The organism is Microbacterium sp. EYE_78, assembly GCF_023149035.1.
Taxonomy (GTDB): Bacteria; Actinomycetota; Actinomycetes; order Actinomycetales; family Microbacteriaceae; genus Microbacterium.
Map to the genome: position 1 here is coordinate 1,096,046 of NZ_JAHXMY010000002.1, position 19,746 is coordinate 1,115,791.

At 69.6% G+C, this 19,746-nt stretch carries 16 protein-coding genes; 4 read left to right on the forward strand and 12 right to left on the reverse strand.

Going from position 1 to position 19,746, the window contains the following annotated elements; translation table 11 throughout:
- Positions 1-50 precede the first annotated feature (50 nt).
- The 7 genes from pepN to dut form a co-directional block, all read right to left on the reverse strand.
- A complete protein-coding gene (gene pepN, locus KZX17_RS12470) occupies positions 51-2,576 on the reverse strand; it encodes an aminopeptidase N (protein ID WP_248174127.1) in 2,526 nt (841 codons plus the stop codon).
- 31 nt (positions 2,577-2,607) lie between these two features.
- Positions 2,608-4,575, reverse strand: a complete 1,968-nt coding sequence (gene dxs, locus KZX17_RS12475) for a 1-deoxy-D-xylulose-5-phosphate synthase (protein ID WP_248174130.1) — start codon at positions 4,573-4,575, stop codon at positions 2,608-2,610.
- A gap of 74 nt (positions 4,576-4,649) precedes the next feature.
- Complete coding sequence (locus KZX17_RS12480) at positions 4,650-7,514, reverse strand: aconitate hydratase (protein ID WP_248174133.1); 2,865 nt, start codon at positions 7,512-7,514, stop codon at positions 4,650-4,652.
- 149 nt (positions 7,515-7,663) lie between these two features.
- A complete protein-coding gene (locus KZX17_RS12485; RefSeq protein WP_248174136.1) occupies positions 7,664-8,305 on the reverse strand; it encodes an LON peptidase substrate-binding domain-containing protein in 642 nt (213 codons plus the stop codon).
- A gap of 66 nt (positions 8,306-8,371) precedes the next feature.
- The gene (locus tag KZX17_RS12490) at positions 8,372-9,094 is read right to left on the reverse strand and encodes a DUF3159 domain-containing protein (RefSeq protein WP_248174845.1); all 723 of its coding nucleotides are present in this window, start codon (positions 9,092-9,094) and stop codon (positions 8,372-8,374) included.
- Positions 9,095-9,129: 35 nt separating this feature from the next.
- On the reverse strand, positions 9,130-9,714 hold the full coding sequence (locus KZX17_RS12495; RefSeq protein ID WP_248174139.1) for a DUF3710 domain-containing protein: 585 nt from the start codon (positions 9,712-9,714) through the stop codon (positions 9,130-9,132).
- On the reverse strand, positions 9,711-10,160 hold the full coding sequence (dut, locus tag KZX17_RS12500; protein ID WP_248174142.1) for a dUTP diphosphatase: 450 nt from the start codon (positions 10,158-10,160) through the stop codon (positions 9,711-9,713). Before dut ends, KZX17_RS12495 begins: the two co-directional genes overlap by 4 nt.
- A gap of 12 nt (positions 10,161-10,172) precedes the next feature.
- Here dut and KZX17_RS12505 point away from each other — a divergent pair, with 12 nt between their 5' ends.
- Positions 10,173-10,643, forward strand: a complete 471-nt coding sequence (locus KZX17_RS12505) for a DUF3093 domain-containing protein (RefSeq protein WP_248174146.1) — start codon at positions 10,173-10,175, stop codon at positions 10,641-10,643.
- A gap of 12 nt (positions 10,644-10,655) precedes the next feature.
- Here the strand turns inward: KZX17_RS12505 and KZX17_RS12510 are convergent, their stop codons facing one another.
- Positions 10,656-10,952 carry a DUF4193 domain-containing protein gene (locus KZX17_RS12510; protein ID WP_248174149.1) on the reverse strand — a complete coding sequence of 99 codons (297 nt, stop codon included), beginning with the start codon at positions 10,950-10,952 and terminating at the stop codon, positions 10,656-10,658.
- Between the two features lie 219 nt (positions 10,953-11,171).
- Here KZX17_RS12510 and sepH point away from each other — a divergent pair, with 219 nt between their 5' ends.
- Entirely contained in the window at positions 11,172-12,209 is a 1,038-nt protein-coding gene (gene sepH / locus KZX17_RS12515) for a septation protein SepH (protein WP_248174153.1), read from the forward strand.
- A gap of 5 nt (positions 12,210-12,214) precedes the next feature.
- On the opposite strand, the gene KZX17_RS12520 is transcribed toward sepH, so the two are convergent.
- Complete coding sequence (locus KZX17_RS12520) at positions 12,215-13,345, reverse strand: alkaline phosphatase family protein (RefSeq protein ID WP_248174156.1); 1,131 nt, start codon at positions 13,343-13,345, stop codon at positions 12,215-12,217.
- An 87-nt stretch (positions 13,346-13,432) separates the two neighbouring features.
- On the opposite strand from KZX17_RS12520, the gene KZX17_RS12525 reads away from it, so the two are divergent.
- Positions 13,433-15,889, forward strand: a complete 2,457-nt coding sequence (locus KZX17_RS12525) for a DNA topoisomerase (ATP-hydrolyzing) subunit A (protein ID WP_248174158.1) — start codon at positions 13,433-13,435, stop codon at positions 15,887-15,889.
- Position 15,890: 1 nt separating this feature from the next.
- Here KZX17_RS12525 and KZX17_RS12530 read toward each other — a convergent pair whose 3' ends face one another.
- On the reverse strand, positions 15,891-16,139 hold the full coding sequence (locus KZX17_RS12530; RefSeq protein WP_248174161.1) for a DUF4287 domain-containing protein: 249 nt from the start codon (positions 16,137-16,139) through the stop codon (positions 15,891-15,893).
- 32 nt (positions 16,140-16,171) lie between these two features.
- On the reverse strand, positions 16,172-18,244 hold the full coding sequence (locus KZX17_RS12535; protein WP_374107937.1) for a type IIA DNA topoisomerase subunit B: 2,073 nt from the start codon (positions 18,242-18,244) through the stop codon (positions 16,172-16,174).
- 193 nt (positions 18,245-18,437) lie between these two features.
- On the opposite strand from KZX17_RS12535, the gene KZX17_RS12540 reads away from it, so the two are divergent.
- Positions 18,438-18,659, forward strand: coding sequence for a hypothetical protein (locus KZX17_RS12540; protein ID WP_248174164.1), 222 nt, complete (start codon positions 18,438-18,440; stop codon positions 18,657-18,659).
- 65 nt (positions 18,660-18,724) lie between these two features.
- On the opposite strand, the gene KZX17_RS12545 is transcribed toward KZX17_RS12540, so the two are convergent.
- Positions 18,725-19,738, reverse strand: a complete 1,014-nt coding sequence (locus tag KZX17_RS12545; RefSeq protein WP_248174167.1) for a sugar-transfer associated ATP-grasp domain-containing protein — start codon at positions 19,736-19,738, stop codon at positions 18,725-18,727.
- Between the last annotated feature and the right edge of the window lie 8 nt (positions 19,739-19,746).

A 19,746-nucleotide genomic window follows, 5' to 3' on the forward strand; every position in this document is an offset into this window, starting at 1 on the left:
GCGACGTGAACGCCCCCGGCCCGGTACCGGGGGCGTTCTGCGCGTCGCGTTCAGGATCGCGCGAGACGCTCCTGCGCAGCCCGTACCCGCAGATCGCGAGCGAGGTGGTCACGCTGCTCGATCACGATGCGGCGGAGGGCACCCGGTGCGTCCGGGTGCGCATCGAGCCATGCGTCGGCATCCCGGGTCTCAGAGGATGCCGGGAACAGCCCACGCACCGCGCGCGCCGCGATCTCGATGCTGCGGCTCCGCCAGGTCGGCAGGATGCGCGAGTAGTAGTCGGCGTCGAGGGGTGCGAGCAGATCACGGCGCCCACCCGCCCGCGCCCCGCGGATCGTGGCGTCGAGGTGGTCGTTCGTGAGGGTCTCGTCCTCCCACACCGCACGCCAGGCGTCGCCGCGGACGTCCGAATCCGGACGAGCGTGCATCGCCGCTATGTACGCCGTCCGACCGGATGCCGTCGCGTCCCGCTCGAGCTCGGCGGCGAGGTCCGCGGCAGTCACCGCACCGGCGGCCGACAACGCGAACAGCCACGACCAACGCAGCTCGGGGTCGAGGGCGAGTCCCGCGGGGACGGGACGTGCGCCTGCCAGCATCCCGATCATCTCCTCCCCCCGGTCGGGTGCGATCTCGGCAGCCGCACCGACCGCTCGCGCCCACGACAGCTGCGCATCGGAACCCGGAGCGGCGTCGTGCATCGCCCGCCAAGCAGTTTCGAGCCACCTCGTCCGGGCCGCCGACGCCTCGGCGTCCGCCACGTAGTGACGGAGCGCGACCGCGGCGTGCGCGAGGACGTCGGCCAGGAGGGCCGGGTTCGACTCGACGGGGGCATGCGTCGACGCGATGGCGAGGTAGCGGGATGCCGCCAGCTCGCCGTCGCGCGTCGCGTTCCACAGCGCTGCCCACAGCACACCACGGGTGACGGCGTCCTCGATGGTGGAAAGCCCCTGCGACACTGCGGCGGTGGACCGGTCGTCCAGCCGGACCTTCGCGTAGGAGCGATCGTCGACGTTCGCGATGATGAGGTCCGCATCCGGCAATGTCGGCGCGGTGACCGCTGTCCGCTCCGATGCGACGTCGACGGCGACCTCGGCACGGGGCACCAGTTGCGGACCTTCCCACCCGAGCAGTCCGAGCGTCAGTCGGTGCGGGCGCGCCGGCTCCTGCACGATCGCCAGCGGGTCGCGCTCGACGGCGACCGTGGGAACACCCGTCGTCTCGAGCCACGCTGCACTCCACGCCCGCAGGTCGCGGCCTGATGCGCGTTCGAGTGCCGACAGGAGGTCCTCGAGGGTGGTGTTGCCGAATGCGTGGTCGGCGAAGTAGCGCTGCGCACCGCGGAAGAACGCGTCCTGGCCGACGTATCCGACGAGCTGCTTCAGGACGGACGCGCCCTTCGCGTAGGTGATGCCGTCGAAGTTTAGCTTCGCCGCTTCGAGGTCGACGATGTCCGCCACGACCGGATGGGTCGTCGGCAGCTGGTCCTGGGTGTACGCCCACCCCTTCCGACGGCTCGCGAACGTGACCCAGGCATCCGGGAATCCACCGACCGCCGCCGCGGCGTGCGACCCCATGTAGTCGGCGAAGGATTCTTTGAGCCAGAGGTCATCCCACCAGCGCATGGTGACGAGGTCGCCGAACCACATGTGCGCCATCTCGTGCAGGATCGTGTTCGCACGCGCTTCGCGCTGCGCCGCCGTCGCGGCTCCCCGGAAGACGTAGGCCTCGGTGAACGTGACGAGGCCGGGGTTCTCCATGGCGCCGAGGTTGTACTCGGGGACGAAGATCTGGTCGTACTTGCCCCACGGGTAGTCCTGCGCGAATGCCGTGGTGAAGAAGTCCAGGCCGCGGCGGGTGACGTCGAGGATCTGTTCGGCTTCGAGGTGCGAGGCCAGTGAGGCGCGGCAGAGCACGCCGAGGTCGACCGACTGCCGCTCGCCGTCCCACCGGCCGTCGACTCGGTGGTACGGGCCCGCGGCAATCGCCGTGACGTAGCTGGACAGGGGCGGCGTCGGGTGGAACGAGACGCGGACCCCGCCCTCGACGAGCTCGCGGTGCCGCTCCGGCATGCCGGAGAGGACTCGCCAGTCGGCTGCGGCGGTGACGTGGAAGGTCCAGCGGGCCTTGAGGTCGGGCTGCTCGAAGCAGGGATAGACCCGGCGGCTGTCGGCGGGTTCGTACTGGGTGTAGAGGTAGACGGCGCCGTCGACGGGATCGACGAACCGGTGGAGTCCCTCCCCCGAGCGGCTGTAGTGCCCGCGCGCCGTGATGCGGACCGTGCGTCGTCCAGGACGCAGACCCGCGAGTCGGATGCGGGCGCCGTCCCAGTCGACGGCGACCTCCGCACCGTCGACCTCGACCGCGTCGACGGCTTCTCCCAGGAAGTCGACCCACGTCTCGGCGGCGCTCGCCTCGAACACCAGCGTGCTCTGCGTCACGAAGGACGTGCTGCCCTGATCCGGCGCGCTCCGGAGGTCGAGGTCCACCTCGATCGTGTCGAGGACGAGGGCGGATGCGCGTGCGGCGGCATCCGCTCGGCTCAGATTCGGGTCGCCTGTGGGCTGCTCGGTTCGCATTCCTCCATGCTGTCACGCAGCCCCGACGCGATCACTCGGAGCGACCCTCCGAAGGCCCGCCGAGCTGGACCTGCGACGACGTCCAGACGTCGTCATCCGCGCTCTGTCGAGCGACCGGCACCCTCGTGCCGAGCACCTGCGCGACGACGTCCTGTGCGATCTTCGCCGCCGTGAGCCCGGCGTCCTCGAGGATCTGCTCGCGCGATGCGTGATCGATGAACTCGTCGGGCAGCCCCAGCTCGTCGACGGCGGTCGACACACCCGCCTCCCGGAGGACCTGCCGGACGCGCGTGCCGACGCCGCCCACGCGGATGCCGTCCTCCATCGTGATCACGAGGCGGTGACTGGCGGCGAGATCCACCACGGCCGGGCGGATCGGTACCGCCCAGCGGGGGTCGATCACCGTCGCACCGATCCCCTGCGCGCGCAGGCGCTGAGCCACGTCGACCGCGGTGTGCGCCATCGGCCCGATCCCGACGAGGAGGACGTCCTCGGCGCCGCTGCGGAAGAGCACATCGGTGCCGTCGGCCAGGCGCTCGACGGCGTCTAAGGGCGTCGGCACAGACCCCTTCGGGAACCGGACGACGGTCGGGGCATCCTCGATCTCGACGGCTTCGTCGAACAGCTCGCGCAGCCGCTCGCCGTCACGCGGGGCCGCGATGCGGATGCCCGGGACGAGCTGGAGCATGGCCAGATCCCAGATCCCGTGGTGGCTGGGTCCGTCGGGTCCCGTGACGCCGGAGCGGTCCAGGACGAAGGTGACACCCGCCTTGTGCAGCGCCACGTCCATCATCACCTGGTCGAAGGCGCGGTTCATGAAGGTCGCGTAGATCGCGACGACAGGGTGCAGCCCGCCGAAGGCGAGGCCGGCGGCGGAGGCCACGGCGTGCTGCTCCGCGATGCCGACGTCGTAGACCCGCTCCGGGAAACGCTGCGCGAAGGGCTGGAGGCCCGTCGGACGGAGCATCGCCGCTGTCATCGCGATGACGTCGTCGCGTCGCTCCCCAGCAGCCACGAGCGCCTCGGAGAACACGTCCGTCCAAGCGACGGCATCCGAGGATGCGATCGGCTCGCCGGTCACCGGATCGATTTTGCCGACCGCGTGGAACTGATCGGCCTCGTCGCGCCGCGCCGGCTCGTACCCGCGTCCCTTGTCGGTGATCGCGTGGACGATGACCGGCGCGCCGTACTCCTTCGCCAGTCGCAGCGTCTCTTCCAGCGCGTCCAAGTCGTGACCGTCGACGGGGCCCAGGTACTTGATGTCGAGGTTCGAGTAGAGCGCCCCGTTGTTCGTGAACCGCGACAGGAAGCCGTGCGTGCCGCCTCGGACGCCGCGGTAGACGGCCCGTCCGATCGGACCGAGCCAGTGGGACACGCTCGCCGAGCCGCGCCGCAGCGTCTGGTACGTGTCCGCCGTGCGGACGCGGTTCAGGTAGCGGGCCATGCCGCCGATCGTCGGCGCGTACGACCGGCCGTTGTCGTTGACGACGATGACGAGGTTGCGGTCGTTGTCGTCCGAGATGTTGTTGAGCGCCTCCCACGTCATCCCACCCGTCAACGAGCCGTCGCCCACGACGGCGACGACGTGGCGATCCTTTCGCCCGGTGCGCGTGAGGGCGCGGGAGACCCCGTCCGCCCAGCTCAGCGAGCTCGAGGCGTGGGAGGACTCCACGACGTCGTGCGGGCTCTCGGACCGCTGCGGGTAGCCGGCGAGACCGCCGCGGGAGCGGAGCCGGGAGAAGTCCTGCCGACCGGTGAGGAGCTTGTGGACGTAGGACTGGTGGCCCGTGTCGAAGATGAACGGGTCGTTCGGTGAGTCGAACACCCGGTGCAGCGCGATCGTGAGCTCGACGACGCCGAGGTTCGGCCCCAGGTGCCCGCCCGTTCGCGCGACGTTCTCGACGAGGAACGCGCGAACCTCATCGGCGAGGGTGTGCAGCTCCTCGCTCGAGAGGCGATCGAGGTCGCGCGGACCGGAAATGCTCTCGAGAAGTCCCATGTCCAGAGTCTACGTGGCGCAGACGCAGAGGACCCCGACTCCGCACGGAGCCGGGGTCCTCTTGACAGCGCGCGTCAGACCAGCGAACGCAGCACGTACTGCAGGATGCCGCCGTTGCGGTAGTAGTCCGCCTCACCGGGGGTGTCGATGCGCACGACCGCGTCGAACTCGACGGTCTCCTTGCCCTCGGGCGAGAACTCGCTGGGCTCCGCGACGACCTTGACCGTCTTCGGGGTGACGCCCTCGTTCAGCTGCTCAAGGCCGGTGATCGACACGATCTCGGTCCCGTCGAGGCCGAGCGAGGCCCAGCTCTCCCCGGCGGGGAACTGGAGCGGGACGACACCCATGCCGATCAAATTCGACCGGTGGATGCGCTCGAAGCTCTCGGTGATGACCGCCTTGACGCCCAGCAGGCTCGTGCCCTTGGCCGCCCAGTCACGCGACGACCCCGAGCCGTACTCCTTGCCACCGAAGACGACGAGCGGGGTGCCCTGCGCCTGGTAGTTCTGGCTCGCGTCGTAGATGTAGGACTGCGGGCCGCCGGGCTGCGTGAAATCGCGGGTGAACCCACCCTCGACGACCTTGCCGTCGTTGACCGCCGCCACGATCTCGTTCTTGAGCCGGATGTTGGCGAACGTCCCGCGGATCATGACCTCGTGGTTCCCGCGGCGCGAGCCGTAGGAGTTGAAGTCCTTCTGCGCGACGCCGTGCTCGGTGAGGTACTGCGCGGCGGGGGTGCCCGCCTTGATGTTCCCAGCCGGGCTGATGTGGTCGGTGGTGACCGAGTCGCCGAGGGTCGCCATCACGCGCGCACCCGAGATGTCGGTGACGGGGGCCGGGGTGCGCTCCATGCCGTCGAAGTACGGCGCCTTACGGACGTACGTCGAGTCCTCGTCCCATTCGAAGACGGGTCCGGTAGGCGTTGGGAGGTTCTTCCAGCGCTCGTCGCCGTCGAAGACGGTCGAGTACTGCTTGATGAACTGCTCGCGCGAGATCGAGTGGTCGATGACTTCCTGGACCTCGTCGGGCGAGGGCCAGATGTCCTTCAGGAACACGTCGTCGCCGTTCGCGTCCTTGCCGAGCGCATCGGTCTCGAAGTCGAAGTTCATCGAGCCGGCGAGGGCGTAGGCGACGACCAGCGGCGGCGACGCGAGGTAGTTCATCTTCACGTCGGGGCTGATGCGGCCCTCGAAGTTGCGGTTGCCCGAGAGGACCGCGGTGACCGCGAGGTCGTTCTCGTTGATGGCCGCCGAGACCTCGTCGATGAGCGGACCGGAGTTGCCGATGCAGATCGTGCAGCCGTACCCGACGGTGTAGAAGTCGAGGGCCTCGAGTGCCTTGTCGAGGCCGGACTTCTCGTAGTAGTCGGTGACGACCTTCGAGCCCGGGCCGAGCGTGGTCTTCACCCAGGGCTTGCGCTTCAGGCCCTTGTCGGTCGCCTTCTTCGCGAGAAGGCCCGCGGCGATCATGACCGACGGGTTCGACGTGTTCGTGCACGACGTGATGGCGGCGAGTGTCACCGCGCCGTTGTCGAGCATGTAGGACTGCCCATCGGGCGTCGTGACCTTGACCGGCTTGGATGCCGCGTGGCGCGGGCCGCTCGAGATCATCGAGGGCACGTGCTCGTGCTCGTGCTGGTGCGAGACACCCTCTGCCGACACCGTCTCGTGCTCGACACCGGGAGCGGTGCCCGGGTCGGACGCCGGGAACGTCCCCTCGATCTCGACGGAGTCCTCCTCGGCGGCATCCGCGTAGTTGAGGATGTCCTTCTCGAACTGGTTCTTCGCCTCGGACAACAGGATGCGGTCCTGCGGACGCTTCGGGCCGGCGATGGAGGGGACGACGGTGGAGAGGTCGAGCTCCATGAACTCGCTGAAGCTGAGGTCGCGGGCCGGGTCGTGCCAGAGCGACTGCGCCTTCGCGTAGGCCTCGACGAGGGCGACGGTCTGCTCGTCGCGGCCGGTGAGGCGCAGGTAGTCCAGCGTGACGTCGTCGACGGGGAACATCGCTGCCGTCGAGCCGAACTCGGGGCTCATGTTGCCGATCGTGGCGCGGTTGGCGAGGGGCACCTGGGCGACGCCCTCGCCGTAGAACTCGACGAACTTGCCGACGACGCCGTGCTTGCGGAGCATGTCCGTGATGGTGAGGACGACGTCGGTCGCGGTCACGCCCGCGGGGATCTCGCCGGTCAGCTTGAAGCCGACCACGCGCGGGATGAGCATGGAGACGGGCTGGCCGAGCATGGCCGCCTCGGCCTCGATGCCGCCGACGCCCCAACCGAGGACGCCGAGGCCGTTCACCATCGTGGTGTGCGAGTCGGTGCCGACGCAGGTGTCGGGGTAGGCGCGCAGCACGCCGTCGACGGTGCGGTCGTAGACCACCTTGGCGAGGTGCTCGATGTTGACCTGGTGGACGATGCCGGTGCCCGGCGGGACGACCTTGAAGTCATCGAACGCCGTCTGGCCCCACCGGAGGAACTGGTAGCGCTCACCGTTGCGCTCGTACTCGATCTCGACGTTGCGCTCGAGGGCGTTCTCACTGCCGAAGAGGTCGGCGATGACGGAGTGGTCGATGACCATCTCGGCCGGCGACAGCGGGTTGATCTTGCTGGGGTCGCCGCCGAGGGCCGTGACCGCCTCGCGCATGGTCGCGAGGTCGACGATGCAGGGGACACCCGTGAAGTCCTGCATCACGACGCGTGCGGGTGTGAACTGGATCTCGGTGTTCGGCTCCGCGTCGGGCTGCCAGTTGCCGAGAGCCTCGATCTGCTCCTTGGTGACGTTGGCACCGTCCTCGGTGCGCAGCAGGTTCTCGAGGAGGATCTTGAGGCTGTACGGAAGCTTCTCGTAGCCGGGAACGGTGTCGATTCGGAAGATCTCGTAGTCGGTGTCGCCGACCGTGAGTGTGCTCTTCGCACCGAAGCTGTCAACAGTGGACACGTGTGCTCTCCTTCGTCGGCGGGCGCGGCGTGAGCCGGCCCTCCCATCTTCGCCCCGCCGGGTCCCAGCGGCTAGTGAGGTTCGCCTTACTGCGGCGGAGCGAAATATATCTTGATATCAAGATACCTCACTCCCGTCCCGACTGCCGTTCAGACCGTGCCCTCATCATCGCGCGTCGCGTCGGCGACCCGAGCGACGAGGACGGGCTCCTCCTCCAGGCACATGTCGATCAGCGAGCCCAGGAGTGCGCCGAGATCCGCCGATCGCAGCAGACGGAAGCGGTCGTACTCACTCAGCGGCGCGATCGCAGCGAGCTGCCACGATGCCTCGACCGGGTCGTCCGACAGCTCGGCATCCGGATCCCACCGCGCTTCCTCCAGGACCGCCGCGAGGGTGGCCACGCGACGGACGATCCGCTCGGCCTCACGGCGCAGGGGCTCGAGGCCGTCATCCCATTCGAGCGGCGGCAGCGGGGTGAGGTCCGCGATCGGATGCGGGTCGTCGGCACCCCACCGATCGACGGAGACCCGCTCACCGCCCACGGCGACCACGTAGATGTCCTCCGCCGCCGGTTCGACCCGTACGATGCGGGCCATCGTGCCGAACGAGGACCGCTCCTCCCCGCCGCCCGACTCGAGTCCGCGTTCGATGAGGACCACGCCGAACGCGGGCTCCTCCTCCTCGAGCAGGCGACCAATCATGGTGAGGTAGCGCGGTTCGAAGATGCGCAGGACCAGCGGCGTGTGCGGGAAGAGCACGCTTCCGAGCGGGAACATCGGGACGGCATCCATGTGTCCCAGTGAAGCAGTCCTCGCGCGGCCCCGGCCGTGCATCCGGGGTGAGAACGGGATGCCGCGTCAGCCGGCCCGGCGCGGGTACAGCGCTCGCACGGCGAGCCACGTGACGGCGACCATCGGGGCGAACAGCGGCAGTCCCATGACGAGCTTCAGCGTGCCCAAGGCGGCGACCTCGCCCGCCAGGTAGAGCGGCAACTGGACCGCCAGCCTGACGAAGAACAGCGCGGCCCATGCGATCGCCAACCAGAAGAAGACCCGTCGCTTGCGGCGATCCGAACGCCACGCGACGCCCTCGTTCATGAGGACGCCGACCGCCAGTCCGATGAGCGACCACCCGATGAGGGCCGAGACGAGGAAGGCCGTGCCGTATGCGGCGTTGGTGATCAGACCGGGGACGAAGTTGTCTTCACCGCGTCCCGTGAACAGCGCCAAGGCGGCGGCGACACCGGTCGCGATCAGACCGCCGAAGGCTGCGGCCGCCGGGGACCGCTGCAGCAGCCGGACGACGGTGAAGACTGCGGCCAGGCCGACCGAGGCGGCCAGCGACAGGACGAGATCCTGCCCCGTCACCGTGAAGAGGACCACGAAGACGAGACCCGGCAGCACCGATTCGACGATGCCCCGCCATCCGCCCATCGCACGCCAGACGACGTGCCCCGTCGTCGCGTCCTGCGTCGGGTCAAGCCCCGCCCGCTGCGCGGCCCCGCCGAGCGCCTGACCGATGAGACCGGATGCCGTGGGCTCCGCTGCCGCCGGTGGCTCGAGATCCGAGGGCCTCCGCATCGGCTCGGGCGGGTCGGAACGATCCTGCGGCGAGGTCATGCGCTGCCGGGAGAGGCGGGCATCTTCAGCGGGATGAGGTCTCGCGGGGGCATCGGGGTGCCGCCGCGCACGACGACCAGCGATCGGAAGAGGTCCTCCACCTGTGCCGCCGCATCCAGATCGCTCGCTGCGGCGCCGCCGATCACACCGCGCAGGAACCATCGCGGACCGTCGATGCCGACGAACCGTGCCAGCCGCTTGCCCGAGGCGCCCTCGGCACCGGCGACGGGGACCTCGGCGAGCAATTCGGGTCCGAGCGGCCCCTCCCGCTCCTCCACGCGTCCGCCCTGCTGCCGCACCTGCTGCCGGATCTGCTCGCGGGTCTCCTCCCACAGGCCGCTCGATCGCGGAGCGGCGAAGGGCTGAACCTGCAGGGTGGACCCCGCGTAGTCGAGGCCGACGGCCACGATGCGCTTGGTCTGCTCTTCGACTTCGAGTCGGAGGTTGAGGCCCTCCCGAGGCAGGACCTTCACTCCCCCGAGGTCGATGTAGGGGCGAACCGGGTTCGCCTCGGTCTCGTCGAACGGGCCGTTCTCGGCGCGGTCGAGCGGAGCCGACTTCGGGGCGAGCTCATCGCTCATGCGGATGGTCCTGTCGTGTAGCCGGTGGAGCCGAAACCGCCCTCGCCGCGAACACTCTCGGGCAGGGTCTCGACGGGGATGAAGGTGACCCGCGGAACGGGCATGACGATGAGCTGCGCGATGCGGTCGCCGGGAGCGACGTCGAAGGCCTCATCGGGGTCGGTGTTGAGCAGGGAGACCTTGATCTCGCCGCGGTATCCCGCATCGACGGTACCGGGCGCGTTGACGACCGTGATGCCGTGGCGCGCGGCCAGTCCGCTGCGGGGGACCACGAAGGCGACGTACCCCTCGGGCAGCGCGATGCGCACACCCGTGCCCACGAGTGCACGGCGCCCGGGCTCCAGGCGTACCTGTTCGGTCGAGACGAGGTCCGCTCCCGCATCGCCGGGGTGGGCGTAGACGGGGACATGTGCCGAGATAATGGGAACGTCCACGGTATCCATCACTCCCCGAGGCTAATGCACAACGTCGACCGCACCGCGCCCGTCTCCTATCGAGAACGCCTGAGCCCCTCGCTGTGGCTGCTCGTGAGCGCCGCCGTGTGCGCGCCCATGGCCGCCGTCGTCTTCTCACCGATCGACACGACCCTCGCGCTCGTGGTCGGACTGGCGGTCGGCGTGCTGCTCGTCGGCGCCCTCATCGTCGCCGCGCCCCGGGTGAGTGTCGAAGGCGGCGTGCTCCGGGTAGGACGCGCGCACATCCCTGTGAGCGATCTGGGTGCGCCCGAGGTCCTGACCGCAGACGCCGCAAGGACCGCCCGCGGGGCCGAGTTGGGGCGCGCCGACTGGCATCTGCTCCGCGGTGGGATCGACGGCGTGGTGCGCGTCCCGGTCGTGGATGCGGAAGACCCCACCGCACGCTGGGTGTTCTCGTCCCGCACACCCGACCGGGTGGCGGCGATGATCACCCGCGCACAGCGGGGTCTGTGAGTCGGAGCGACCTCAGGCGGCGCACTCGGTGCAGATGGCACCGATGGAGGTCTGGTGATCGATCTGGGTGCGGTGCTTCACGAGGAAGCACTCGACGCAGGTGAACTCGTCCTCCTGCGGAGGCAGGACGACGACGTCGAGGTCGACATCGGAGAGGTCGGCGCCGGGGAGCTCAAACCCGGTGGGGTTGTCGGAGTCCTCGACGTCCACCGAACCTGAGAGCTTGTCGGGGACGCGCTCCTTGAGGGCCTCGATCGACTCGCTGCTGTCGTCTTCGGTCTTCCGGGGGGCGTCGTAATCCGTGGCCATGCGAGAACGTCTCAACTTTCGGGGTGTTGCTGTGGGTGCGGCCCGATCAGGGCGGCGATAGTTTGCATCACCAGTCGGTGAATCGCAAATGAACCGCCGGGCCGCCGCCGCCTTTCGGAGGGGCCTCACCGCAAACTCGCGGCACGCCCCGGATATTCCCGAGGACGGGGGTGGCGCGTGACACCATGGGCGCACACGCTGGATCTGGAGGACGTCCGCATGGAACAGCTCAAGGTGATCGGCACCGAGGACGGTCGACTCATGCTCGCGACCGAGGCGGGCGACCGTTTCTCGCTGGCTGTCGACGAGTCGCTGCGCGCGCAGCTTCGCAGACTGCAGCGCGACACGGAGCCGCGCACGACGCGGGCGAATCCGCGCGACATCCAATCGCACATCCGCGCGGGCATGTCGGCCGAGGACGTCGCCGAACTCCTCGGGGTCCGAGTGGAGGACGTGCAGCGGTTCGAGGGACCCGTGCTCGCCGAGCGCGAGCACGTCGTCGGACAGGCGCTCGCCGTCACCGTCCTGATCGGCGGGGAACTCGACCCGGGCGCACAGCCCACCTTCGGCAACGCCGTCCGCGCGAAGCTCACCGAGGCCGGCGCCACCGGCGAACGGTGGACGAGCTGGAAGGATCAGAACGGCTGGACCGTCAAGCTCGAGTTCACCGTCGGCGACGTCGACCACGACGCGCGGTGGTCCTTCGATCCGCGCCGATCCTCCCTCGCCCCGCAGAACTCGGACGCCGTCCAGCTGTCGCGTCAGGGCTCGCTGCCGGAGGGGCTCATCCCCCGGCTCCGCGCGCTCGATTCCTCGACCCAGAAGGATGCCTCGCGCTTCGACAGCGGCGCGTTCGGACCGCGCGCCGTGCCCGACGCCGACGCGACGACCGACGCACCGGAGGTGCGGACCTCATCGTCCCCCGCGGTGCAGCAAGCGGCGATCAAGCGCGCACCCGACGCGCCGGTGACGTCCGCCGAGACCGCCGATCTGCTCGAGGCGCTCCGCCGCCGGCGGGGACAGCGGGAGCCGATGCCCGGCGAGGCCGAGCCGCGCAAGGACGAGCGCGCCTCGTCGCCGGTCGCCCTGTTCGATGCGCTCGAGCCCGGGTACGAGACGCCCGCCGAGCCCGAGGCATCCGCCGACGAGCCGGAACCGTCGCCGGAGGCACCGGCGGAGCAGACGCGACGCCGCGGCCGCACCTCGATGCCGTCATGGGACGAGATCGTGTTCGGCGCCCGGACCGAGGACGGCTGAGTCCCTCAGGCGAAGGCGCCGAGGCGCAGCAACGGCACGACGCGTTCCTCATCGGTCAGCGACCCGTGCTGTCCGACCATGTTCTGCGGCTTCTTGTCCCGCTCGCGGTCGTCGTAGTACGCCACTGAGGCGCGAGCGGCGACCAGGACGTCGCCGATCCGAGGGGTGACCTCGGGATCCACCTCGGCACCGAACAGGCCGGCATCGACCGCCTCGCTCCTCGACATCACCCAGGCCCGGCGGGACTCGGCATCCCGCCAGGTGCGGAGGACGTCCTCCGCGGCACCGTCCTCTGCGTAGAGGTGCAGCATGCGCGGCTCTCCGCCGACGAGGCGCACCCCGTCGACCAGCGCGTCGCCGTCGCCGAAGAGCAGGTGGCGGTGCCGGGGAACGTCGACGATGCCGTGGTCGGCCGTGACGACGGCTCCCGCCGTGGTGCCCATGGCGGCGTCGAGCCGCCGCGCCGCGGCATCGACGACCTCGAGCCCAGCGGACCACTCGTCGCTCTCCCAGCCCCGGGCGTGGGCGATGGTGTCGAGCTCGGGCACGTACGTGTAGACGAGCGCGCCGGGGTGTCGCAGGGCGAGCTCCGCCGAGACGTCGACGCGCTCGGCGATCGTCGCCGCCCCGACGAACCGTGCCCCTCGCTGGAGGGCCGCGGTGAAGCCCGTCTCCGCATACATCGGCTTGGAGACCACGAAGCACGGACGACCGCCGGCGGCCTCGCGCTCGAGGATCGGCTCGGCGCGCTGCCACGTGAGCGGGTCGAGTCCGTCGGTCTCCCATCCCTTGAGCTGATTCGGGGCGCGATCGGTGCCCGGGATGCGGACCCGGTACCCCACGAGTCCGTGACGCCCGGGCGCCTCGCCGGTGAGGAGGCTGGTGAGCGCCGAGGCGGTCGTGGCGGGGAAGACGGTGCGCGCGGCATCTCGTTTCGTCATCCGCTGCGCCAGGAATCGGGCGTGACCCGCACGCGCCGAGAGGTTCGCGCGACCGAGGCCGTCGACGACGAGGACGACGGCCGAGCGGGCCGGTGGGAACCAGTCGCCACGACCCTCGAGCGAGGAGAGGATCTGCGGCACGACACCGGTGAGGCTCCGGGCCGTCGGCGGGTCCGCGGGTAGGCTGAGAGACATCCGGGCCAGTCTCCCACACGGATTCCCGCGCCCTCCGGACACGCTCCGGCAGCACACCCGACTGCAGCACGAAGACCGATCGAGGACATGGCCGCATCCCGCACCCCTCCCCCGCAGCCCGCCGTCGAGCGCATCGAGGACGTCGACCTCGCCGACGAGATGCAGGGATCGTTCCTCGAGTACGCCTACTCGGTGATCTACTCGCGTGCCCTCCCCGACGCCCGTGACGGCTTGAAGCCGGTGCAGCGTCGCATCCTCTTCCAGATGGCCGAGATGGGGCTGCGCCCCGACCGCGGACACGTCAAGAGCGCGCGCGTCGTCGGCGAGGTCATGGGGAAGCTGCACCCCCACGGCGACTCCGCGATCTACGACGCGCTCGTCCGCCTGGCGCAGGACTTCGCGCTCCGTGTGCCGCTCGTCGACGGCCACGGGAACTTCGGCTCGCTCGATGACGGCCCCGCCGCCGCGCGATACACGGAGGCTCGACTCGCGGCATCCGCACTGGCCCTCACCGAGCACCTCGACGAGGACGTCGTCGACTTCATCCCGAACTACGACGGCCAGTTCCAGCAGCCCGAGGTCCTGTCGGCGGCGTTCCCGAACCTGCTCGTGAACGGTGCGACGGGTATCGCCGTCGGCATGGCGACCAACATGGCGCCCCACAACCTCATCGAGGTCGTCTCCGCCGCCATCCATCTGCTCGAGCACCCCGAGGCCACGCTCGAGGAGCTCATGGAGTTCGTCCCGGGTCCGGACCTGCCCGGCGGCGGCGTCATCGTCGGCCTCGACGGCATCAAAGAGGCCTACGAGAGCGGCCGCGGCACCTTCCGCACCCGGGCGAAGACCTCCATCGAGTCGCTCGGACCGCGACGCACCGGCATCGTCGTCACGGAGCTGCCCTACATGGTGGGCCCGGAACGCGTCATGGAGAAGATCCGCGACGCCGTCTCGTCGAAGAAGCTCACCGGCATCTCGGACCTCACGGACCTCACGGACCGCAACCACGGTCTGCGCCTGGTGATCGGCGTCAAGACGGGCTTCGACCCGAGCGCCGTCCTCGAGCAGCTGTACCGCCTCACCCCGCTCGAGGACTCCTTCGGCATCAACAACGTCGCACTCGTCCGCGGGCAGCCGCAGACGCTCGGGCTCAAGGAACTCCTGCGGGTCTACCTCGATCATCGGATCCAGGTCGTCACGCGACGCAGCCGCTACCGGCTCGCGCGCAAGCAGGAGCGACTGCACCTCGTCGAGGGACTCCTCATCGCGATCCTCGACATCGACGAGGTCATCCAGGTCATCCGCACCTCGGACGACAGCGAGCAGGCCCGCACGCGCCTGATGGACGTCTTCGATCTGACGCAGCTCCAGGCCGAGTACATCCTCGAACTCCGCCTGCGACGGCTGACGAAGTTCTCCCGGGTCGAGCTCGAGGCGGAGCGCGACACCCTGAAGAGCGAGATCGCGAGCCTCGAAGAGCTCCTCGGCAGCGACGTGCTGCTGCGTCGTCAGGTCGCGCTGGAACTGGATGCCGCGGCCGAGGCCCACGGCACGCCACGCCGCACGCTGCTGCTCAACGGCGGCCCCGTCACCCCGCGGGGGCGCGCGGCCTCACCGGCCGACCTCCAGATCGCGGATGCGCCCTGCCGCGTCTTCCTCTCCGCCTCCGGCCGCATGGTGCGGGCGGAGCTGGTCGCCGACGCGCCGCGCGGTGGCGTCGTCGCACCCGCGCGCCGGTCGAAGCACGACGCGATCCGGTCCGCCGTCGACGCCACGACGCGCGGCGACCTCGGCGCGGTGACGACCGCAGGCCGACTCGTCCGGTTCACGCCGGTCGACCTGCCCTCGGTGCCGGCGAACTCGGTTCAGCTCGGCGCCGGGACCCGCGCCGACCAGTATCTGGGGCTCGCCTCAGGTGAGCACGTCGTGGCGATCGTGCCGCTCGACGCGGATGCCCCGATCGCCCTCGGCACCGCGCAGGGCGTCGTGAAGCGCGTCGCGGCCTCAGAACTGCCGGCGGGCAAGCCCGAGGTCGAGGTGATCGCGCTCAAGCCCGGTGACACAGTCGTCGGCGCGGCCCTCGCCGGTGACGGAAGCGAACTCGTCTTCGTGTCGAGCGACGCGCAGCTGCTGCGCTTCGACGCCGCGTCGGTGCGCCCCCAGGGCCGCTCTGCGGGAGGCATGGCCGGCATACGCCTCGCCGACGGGGCCCGCGTCATCGCCTTCGCCGCCGTCCAGGCGGGCGAGGACACGGTCGTCGCGACGGTTGCGGGTTCCTCCGCGGCCCTGCCCGGGACCGACCCGGGTTCGGCGAAGGTATCGCTGTTGGCGGAGTTCCCGCCGAAGGGACGCGCCACCGGCGGGGTGCGCGCGCAGCGCTTCCTGCGGTGGGAGGACGCACTCCTGATCGCGTGGGTCGGTGACGATCCGCGCGCGGTCGGGGTCGATGGCGCGGTCCGCCCGCTGCCTGCCACCGGAGCGAAGCGGGATGCCTCGGGACAGCCGCTCGATGCGGCGATCGGTGCCATCGGCACCGTCGTCGGCTGACTCAGCCGGCGAGCTTCGCCTTGACGTAGGCGACGATCGCGTTGGCGTGGCCGTGCCCGAGGCCGTGCGCGTCCTTCAGCAGCGACACCGCCTCCATGTGCGTGCGGGTGTCCAGCGCGTCGGCGGCGATGTCGAGCCAGTGCTGGACGGGCTGCCCGTAGGTCTTCTCGATGCTCGGGAAGTACGAGGCAGGACCTTGGGGCTTGTCCCCTGGGGCGAGGACGGGTGCGGTCACGCGGTGCGAGCTCATATTCGGGAGGCTACCGTCGATCGCGCCGCGGGTCAGGCGTCGATGCGCTCGCGATCGAGCCGCTCGCTGGAGGTGACGATGAAGTCGCGGCGCGGCGCCACCTCGGAGCCCATCAGGAGCTCGAAGACGGTGGACGCGGACTCCGCGTCCTGCACCCGGACCCGGCGGAGCGTGCGACCCGCCCGATCCATCGTCGTCGTCGCCAGCTGGTCGGCATCCATCTCTCCGAGGCCCTTGTATCGCTGCACCGGCTCCTGCCAGCGCTTCCCCGATTTCGTGAGCTTGGCCAACAGTGCGTGCAGCTCCTGCTCGCTGTAGGTGTAGGTGGTGTCATTGGGCTTGGAGCCGGGATTGACGACCACGACGCGGTGCAGCGGTGGGACGGCCGCATAGACTCTGCCCTCTTCGATGAGCGGTCGCATGTAGCGGAAGAACAGCGTCAGCAGCAGCGTCCGGATGTGGGCGCCGTCGACGTCCGCATCGCTCATCAGGATGATCTTGCCGTACCGCGCCGCGTCGAGGTCGAACGAGCGACCGGAGCCGGCGCCGATGACCTGGATGATGGCGGCGCACTCGGCGTTCGAGAGCATGTCGCTGATCGACGCCTTCTGGACGTTGAGGATCTTGCCCCGGATGGGCAGCAGCGCCTGATACTCGCTGTTGCGGGCGTGCTTGGCCGTACCGAGCGCCGAATCCCCCTCGACGATGAACAGCTCCGACTCCGCGACGTCGTTGGTCCGGCAGTCGGCGAGCTTGGTGGGGAGGGACGAGGACTCCAGCGCGTTCTTCCGACGCTGGGTCTCCTTGTGGGTCCGCGCCGAGATGCGCGCCTTCATCTCGGAGACGACCTTCTCGAGCAGCTGAGCGGTCTGCGCCTTGTCGTCGCGCTTCGTCGAGGCGAACTTCGCCGCGAGCTCCTTGGAGACGACCGAGGTCACGATGTTGCGGACCGCCGGTGTCCCGAGGATCTCCTTCGTCTGACCCTCGAACTGCGGCTCGGGCAGGCGGACCGTCAGCACGGCCGAGAGACCGGCGAGGATGTCGTCCTTCTCGATCTTCTCGCTGGCGCCGACCTTGAGCTTGCGTGCGTTGGTCTCGATCTGGCCGCGGATGGTCTTCATGAGGCCCTGCTCGAACCCCTGCTGATGAGTGCCGCCCTTCGGCGTGGCGATGATGTTGACGAACGACCGCGAGACCGTTTCGTACCCCGTCCCCCACCGCAGTGCGACGTCGACCTCGCATTCACGCTGCACATCGGTCGGCACCATCGCCCCCGAGGCCTGCAGGACGGGAACCGTCTCGGTGAAGGTCCCTGTGCCGCTGAGTCGCCACGTGTCGGTGATCGGGGCATCCGGTGCGAGGAACTCGGCGAACTCCGAGATGCCGCCGTCGAAGCGGTAGCTGGTCTCGATCGGCTCCTCGGCGCGCTGGTCGACGATGACGATCTCGAGGCCCGGCACGAGGAACGCGGTCTGGCGGGCGCGCTGTTCGAGCTCGCCGAGGTCGAACGCGGCGTCCTTCGTGAAGATCTGACGATCGGCCCAGTAGCGGATGCGGGTGCCGGTGGCCCCCTTGGCGGCCTTGCCGACGACACGGAGTTCGCTCGACTTCTCGAACGGCCGGAACCCGGATGCCGGCGAATCGCCGTCGAAGCGCCCCGGCTCACCACGGTGGAACGACATGGCGTACGTCTTGCCCGCCCGGTCGACCTCGACGTCGAGCCGCTCGGACAGGGCGTTCACGACCGAGGCGCCCACGCCGTGGAGTCCACCGGAGGCCGCGTACGACCCACCGCCGAACTTGCCCCCGGCGTGCAGCTTCGTGAACACGACCTCGACACCGGTGAGACCGGTCCGGGGCTCCACGTCGACGGGGATGCCGCGGGCCCGGTCGCGCACCTCGACGCTCCCGTCCGCGTGCAGCAGGATGTCGATGCGCGATCCGTGCCCGCCGAGCGCCTCGTCGACGGAGTTGTCGATGATCTCCCAGAGGCAGTGCATGAGGCCGCGCGAATCGGTCGAGCCGATGTACATGCCCGGTCGCTTGCGGACGGCTTCGAGTCCCTCGAGGACCTGGAGGTGGTGGGCTGAGTACTCGGCTGTCACGATCTCCCATCGTATGCGCGGCGGCCGACACCGGCGGCTCGACACACGCGGTGTGACCGACCCGTCATGGGGATGCGGACGCACACCGTACGCGCACAGCGAAATGTCGCGCAATGGCGGCATACCTGCAACATCCCCGTGGTTGTATGTCATGACAGTTCACCGTCTTGAGCAGTACGAGGAGGCACCTGACATGAGCACGTCGACCACCACCGAGCCTGGAGCCGTCCTCGAGCACCGTCTCACCGCCATGGACCGCTGCGACTCCTGCGGAGCGCAGGCGTACATCGCGGCTGAGGTCAACGGCAGCGAGCTGCTGTTCTGCGCGCACCATGGCCGCAAGTACGAAGAGAAGCTCCGCGCCGTCGCGACCTCCTGGCACGACGAGACCGCGCGACTCTCCGAGAGCGTCTGAAGCGCGGCAGCCCGATCACGTCGAAGGCCCCCTGCATCGCAGGGGGCCTTCGACGTGTGGATGGATCAGAAGCCGACGGCCGCCTGGTAGACCGGGAGCAGCCCGGTCCGCACACCTGACGCGGACGGCTTGGGCTGGAAGACACTCGAGTTGTGGTTGCCCTCGATGACGACCGGGCCGCTGGGCGTGATCGCGATGTCCCAGCCGACGTACGGAGCCTCGGGCGTGCGGCGCGCGAGCGCGGCCACCAGGTCCAGGACGCGGTCGTACTGGGGAACGCGGAAGCCGACGATCGCGGTGCCCGTCACCGGGTGCTCGCGGTACACATTGCTGTTCTTGTCGACACCGGGATAGAGGGCGACGCCCTCGTCGTCGAGCATGGTGAACATCCCGCCCGAGGCGAAGTTGTCGATCACGTCGCCGTTGCCGATCCGGAGGACGGCGGCCAGGAGATGCACGCGGTCCTCACCGTCGAGGAAGGTGATGAGGCGGACGGTGTTCACCGCGTCCGGGTAGAGCGCCGACATCTCCAGGTGCTGCACGATGAACTCGTCGAGCACGGTCTGACCCTTCGCGGTGACCGCCGCGCGGAATCCCGCGGCATCCGTTCCCGCACCGACCTCGTGGAGATCGATGCCGCCGCCGCCGTGGCCCTCGTTCGGCTTGGCGAGCACCTTCGGGTGCCGCGCGAGGAACTCCCCCAGCTGCACGTCGTCGACGTCGCGGAGATCGATCGTCTCCCGACCCAGCAGGTCGGCGTACTCCCGCGCGAAACGACGCTTGTCCTCGAGCTTCGAACGGCCCTCGGGCGTGTTGTACATCTTCGTGATGCGGAACGACTTGGGATGCGTCATCCACGTCTTCCGCTCGCTCGCGCTGAGCAGGCGGATGTCCCAGACGGCGTAGTCGCGGAACGCCATGTCGTACCGGACGGAACACCACAGCATGTCCGCGATGATGATGGGCAGCGGCGCCTTCGACACCTGCTGCACGGTCCGAGCGAACTCGACGAGGTTGCCGGGACGGAGCTTGCGCGCCCGTCGGATCAGGTACTGCAGGCGGACGCGGATGCGGCGCATGGCGTTCC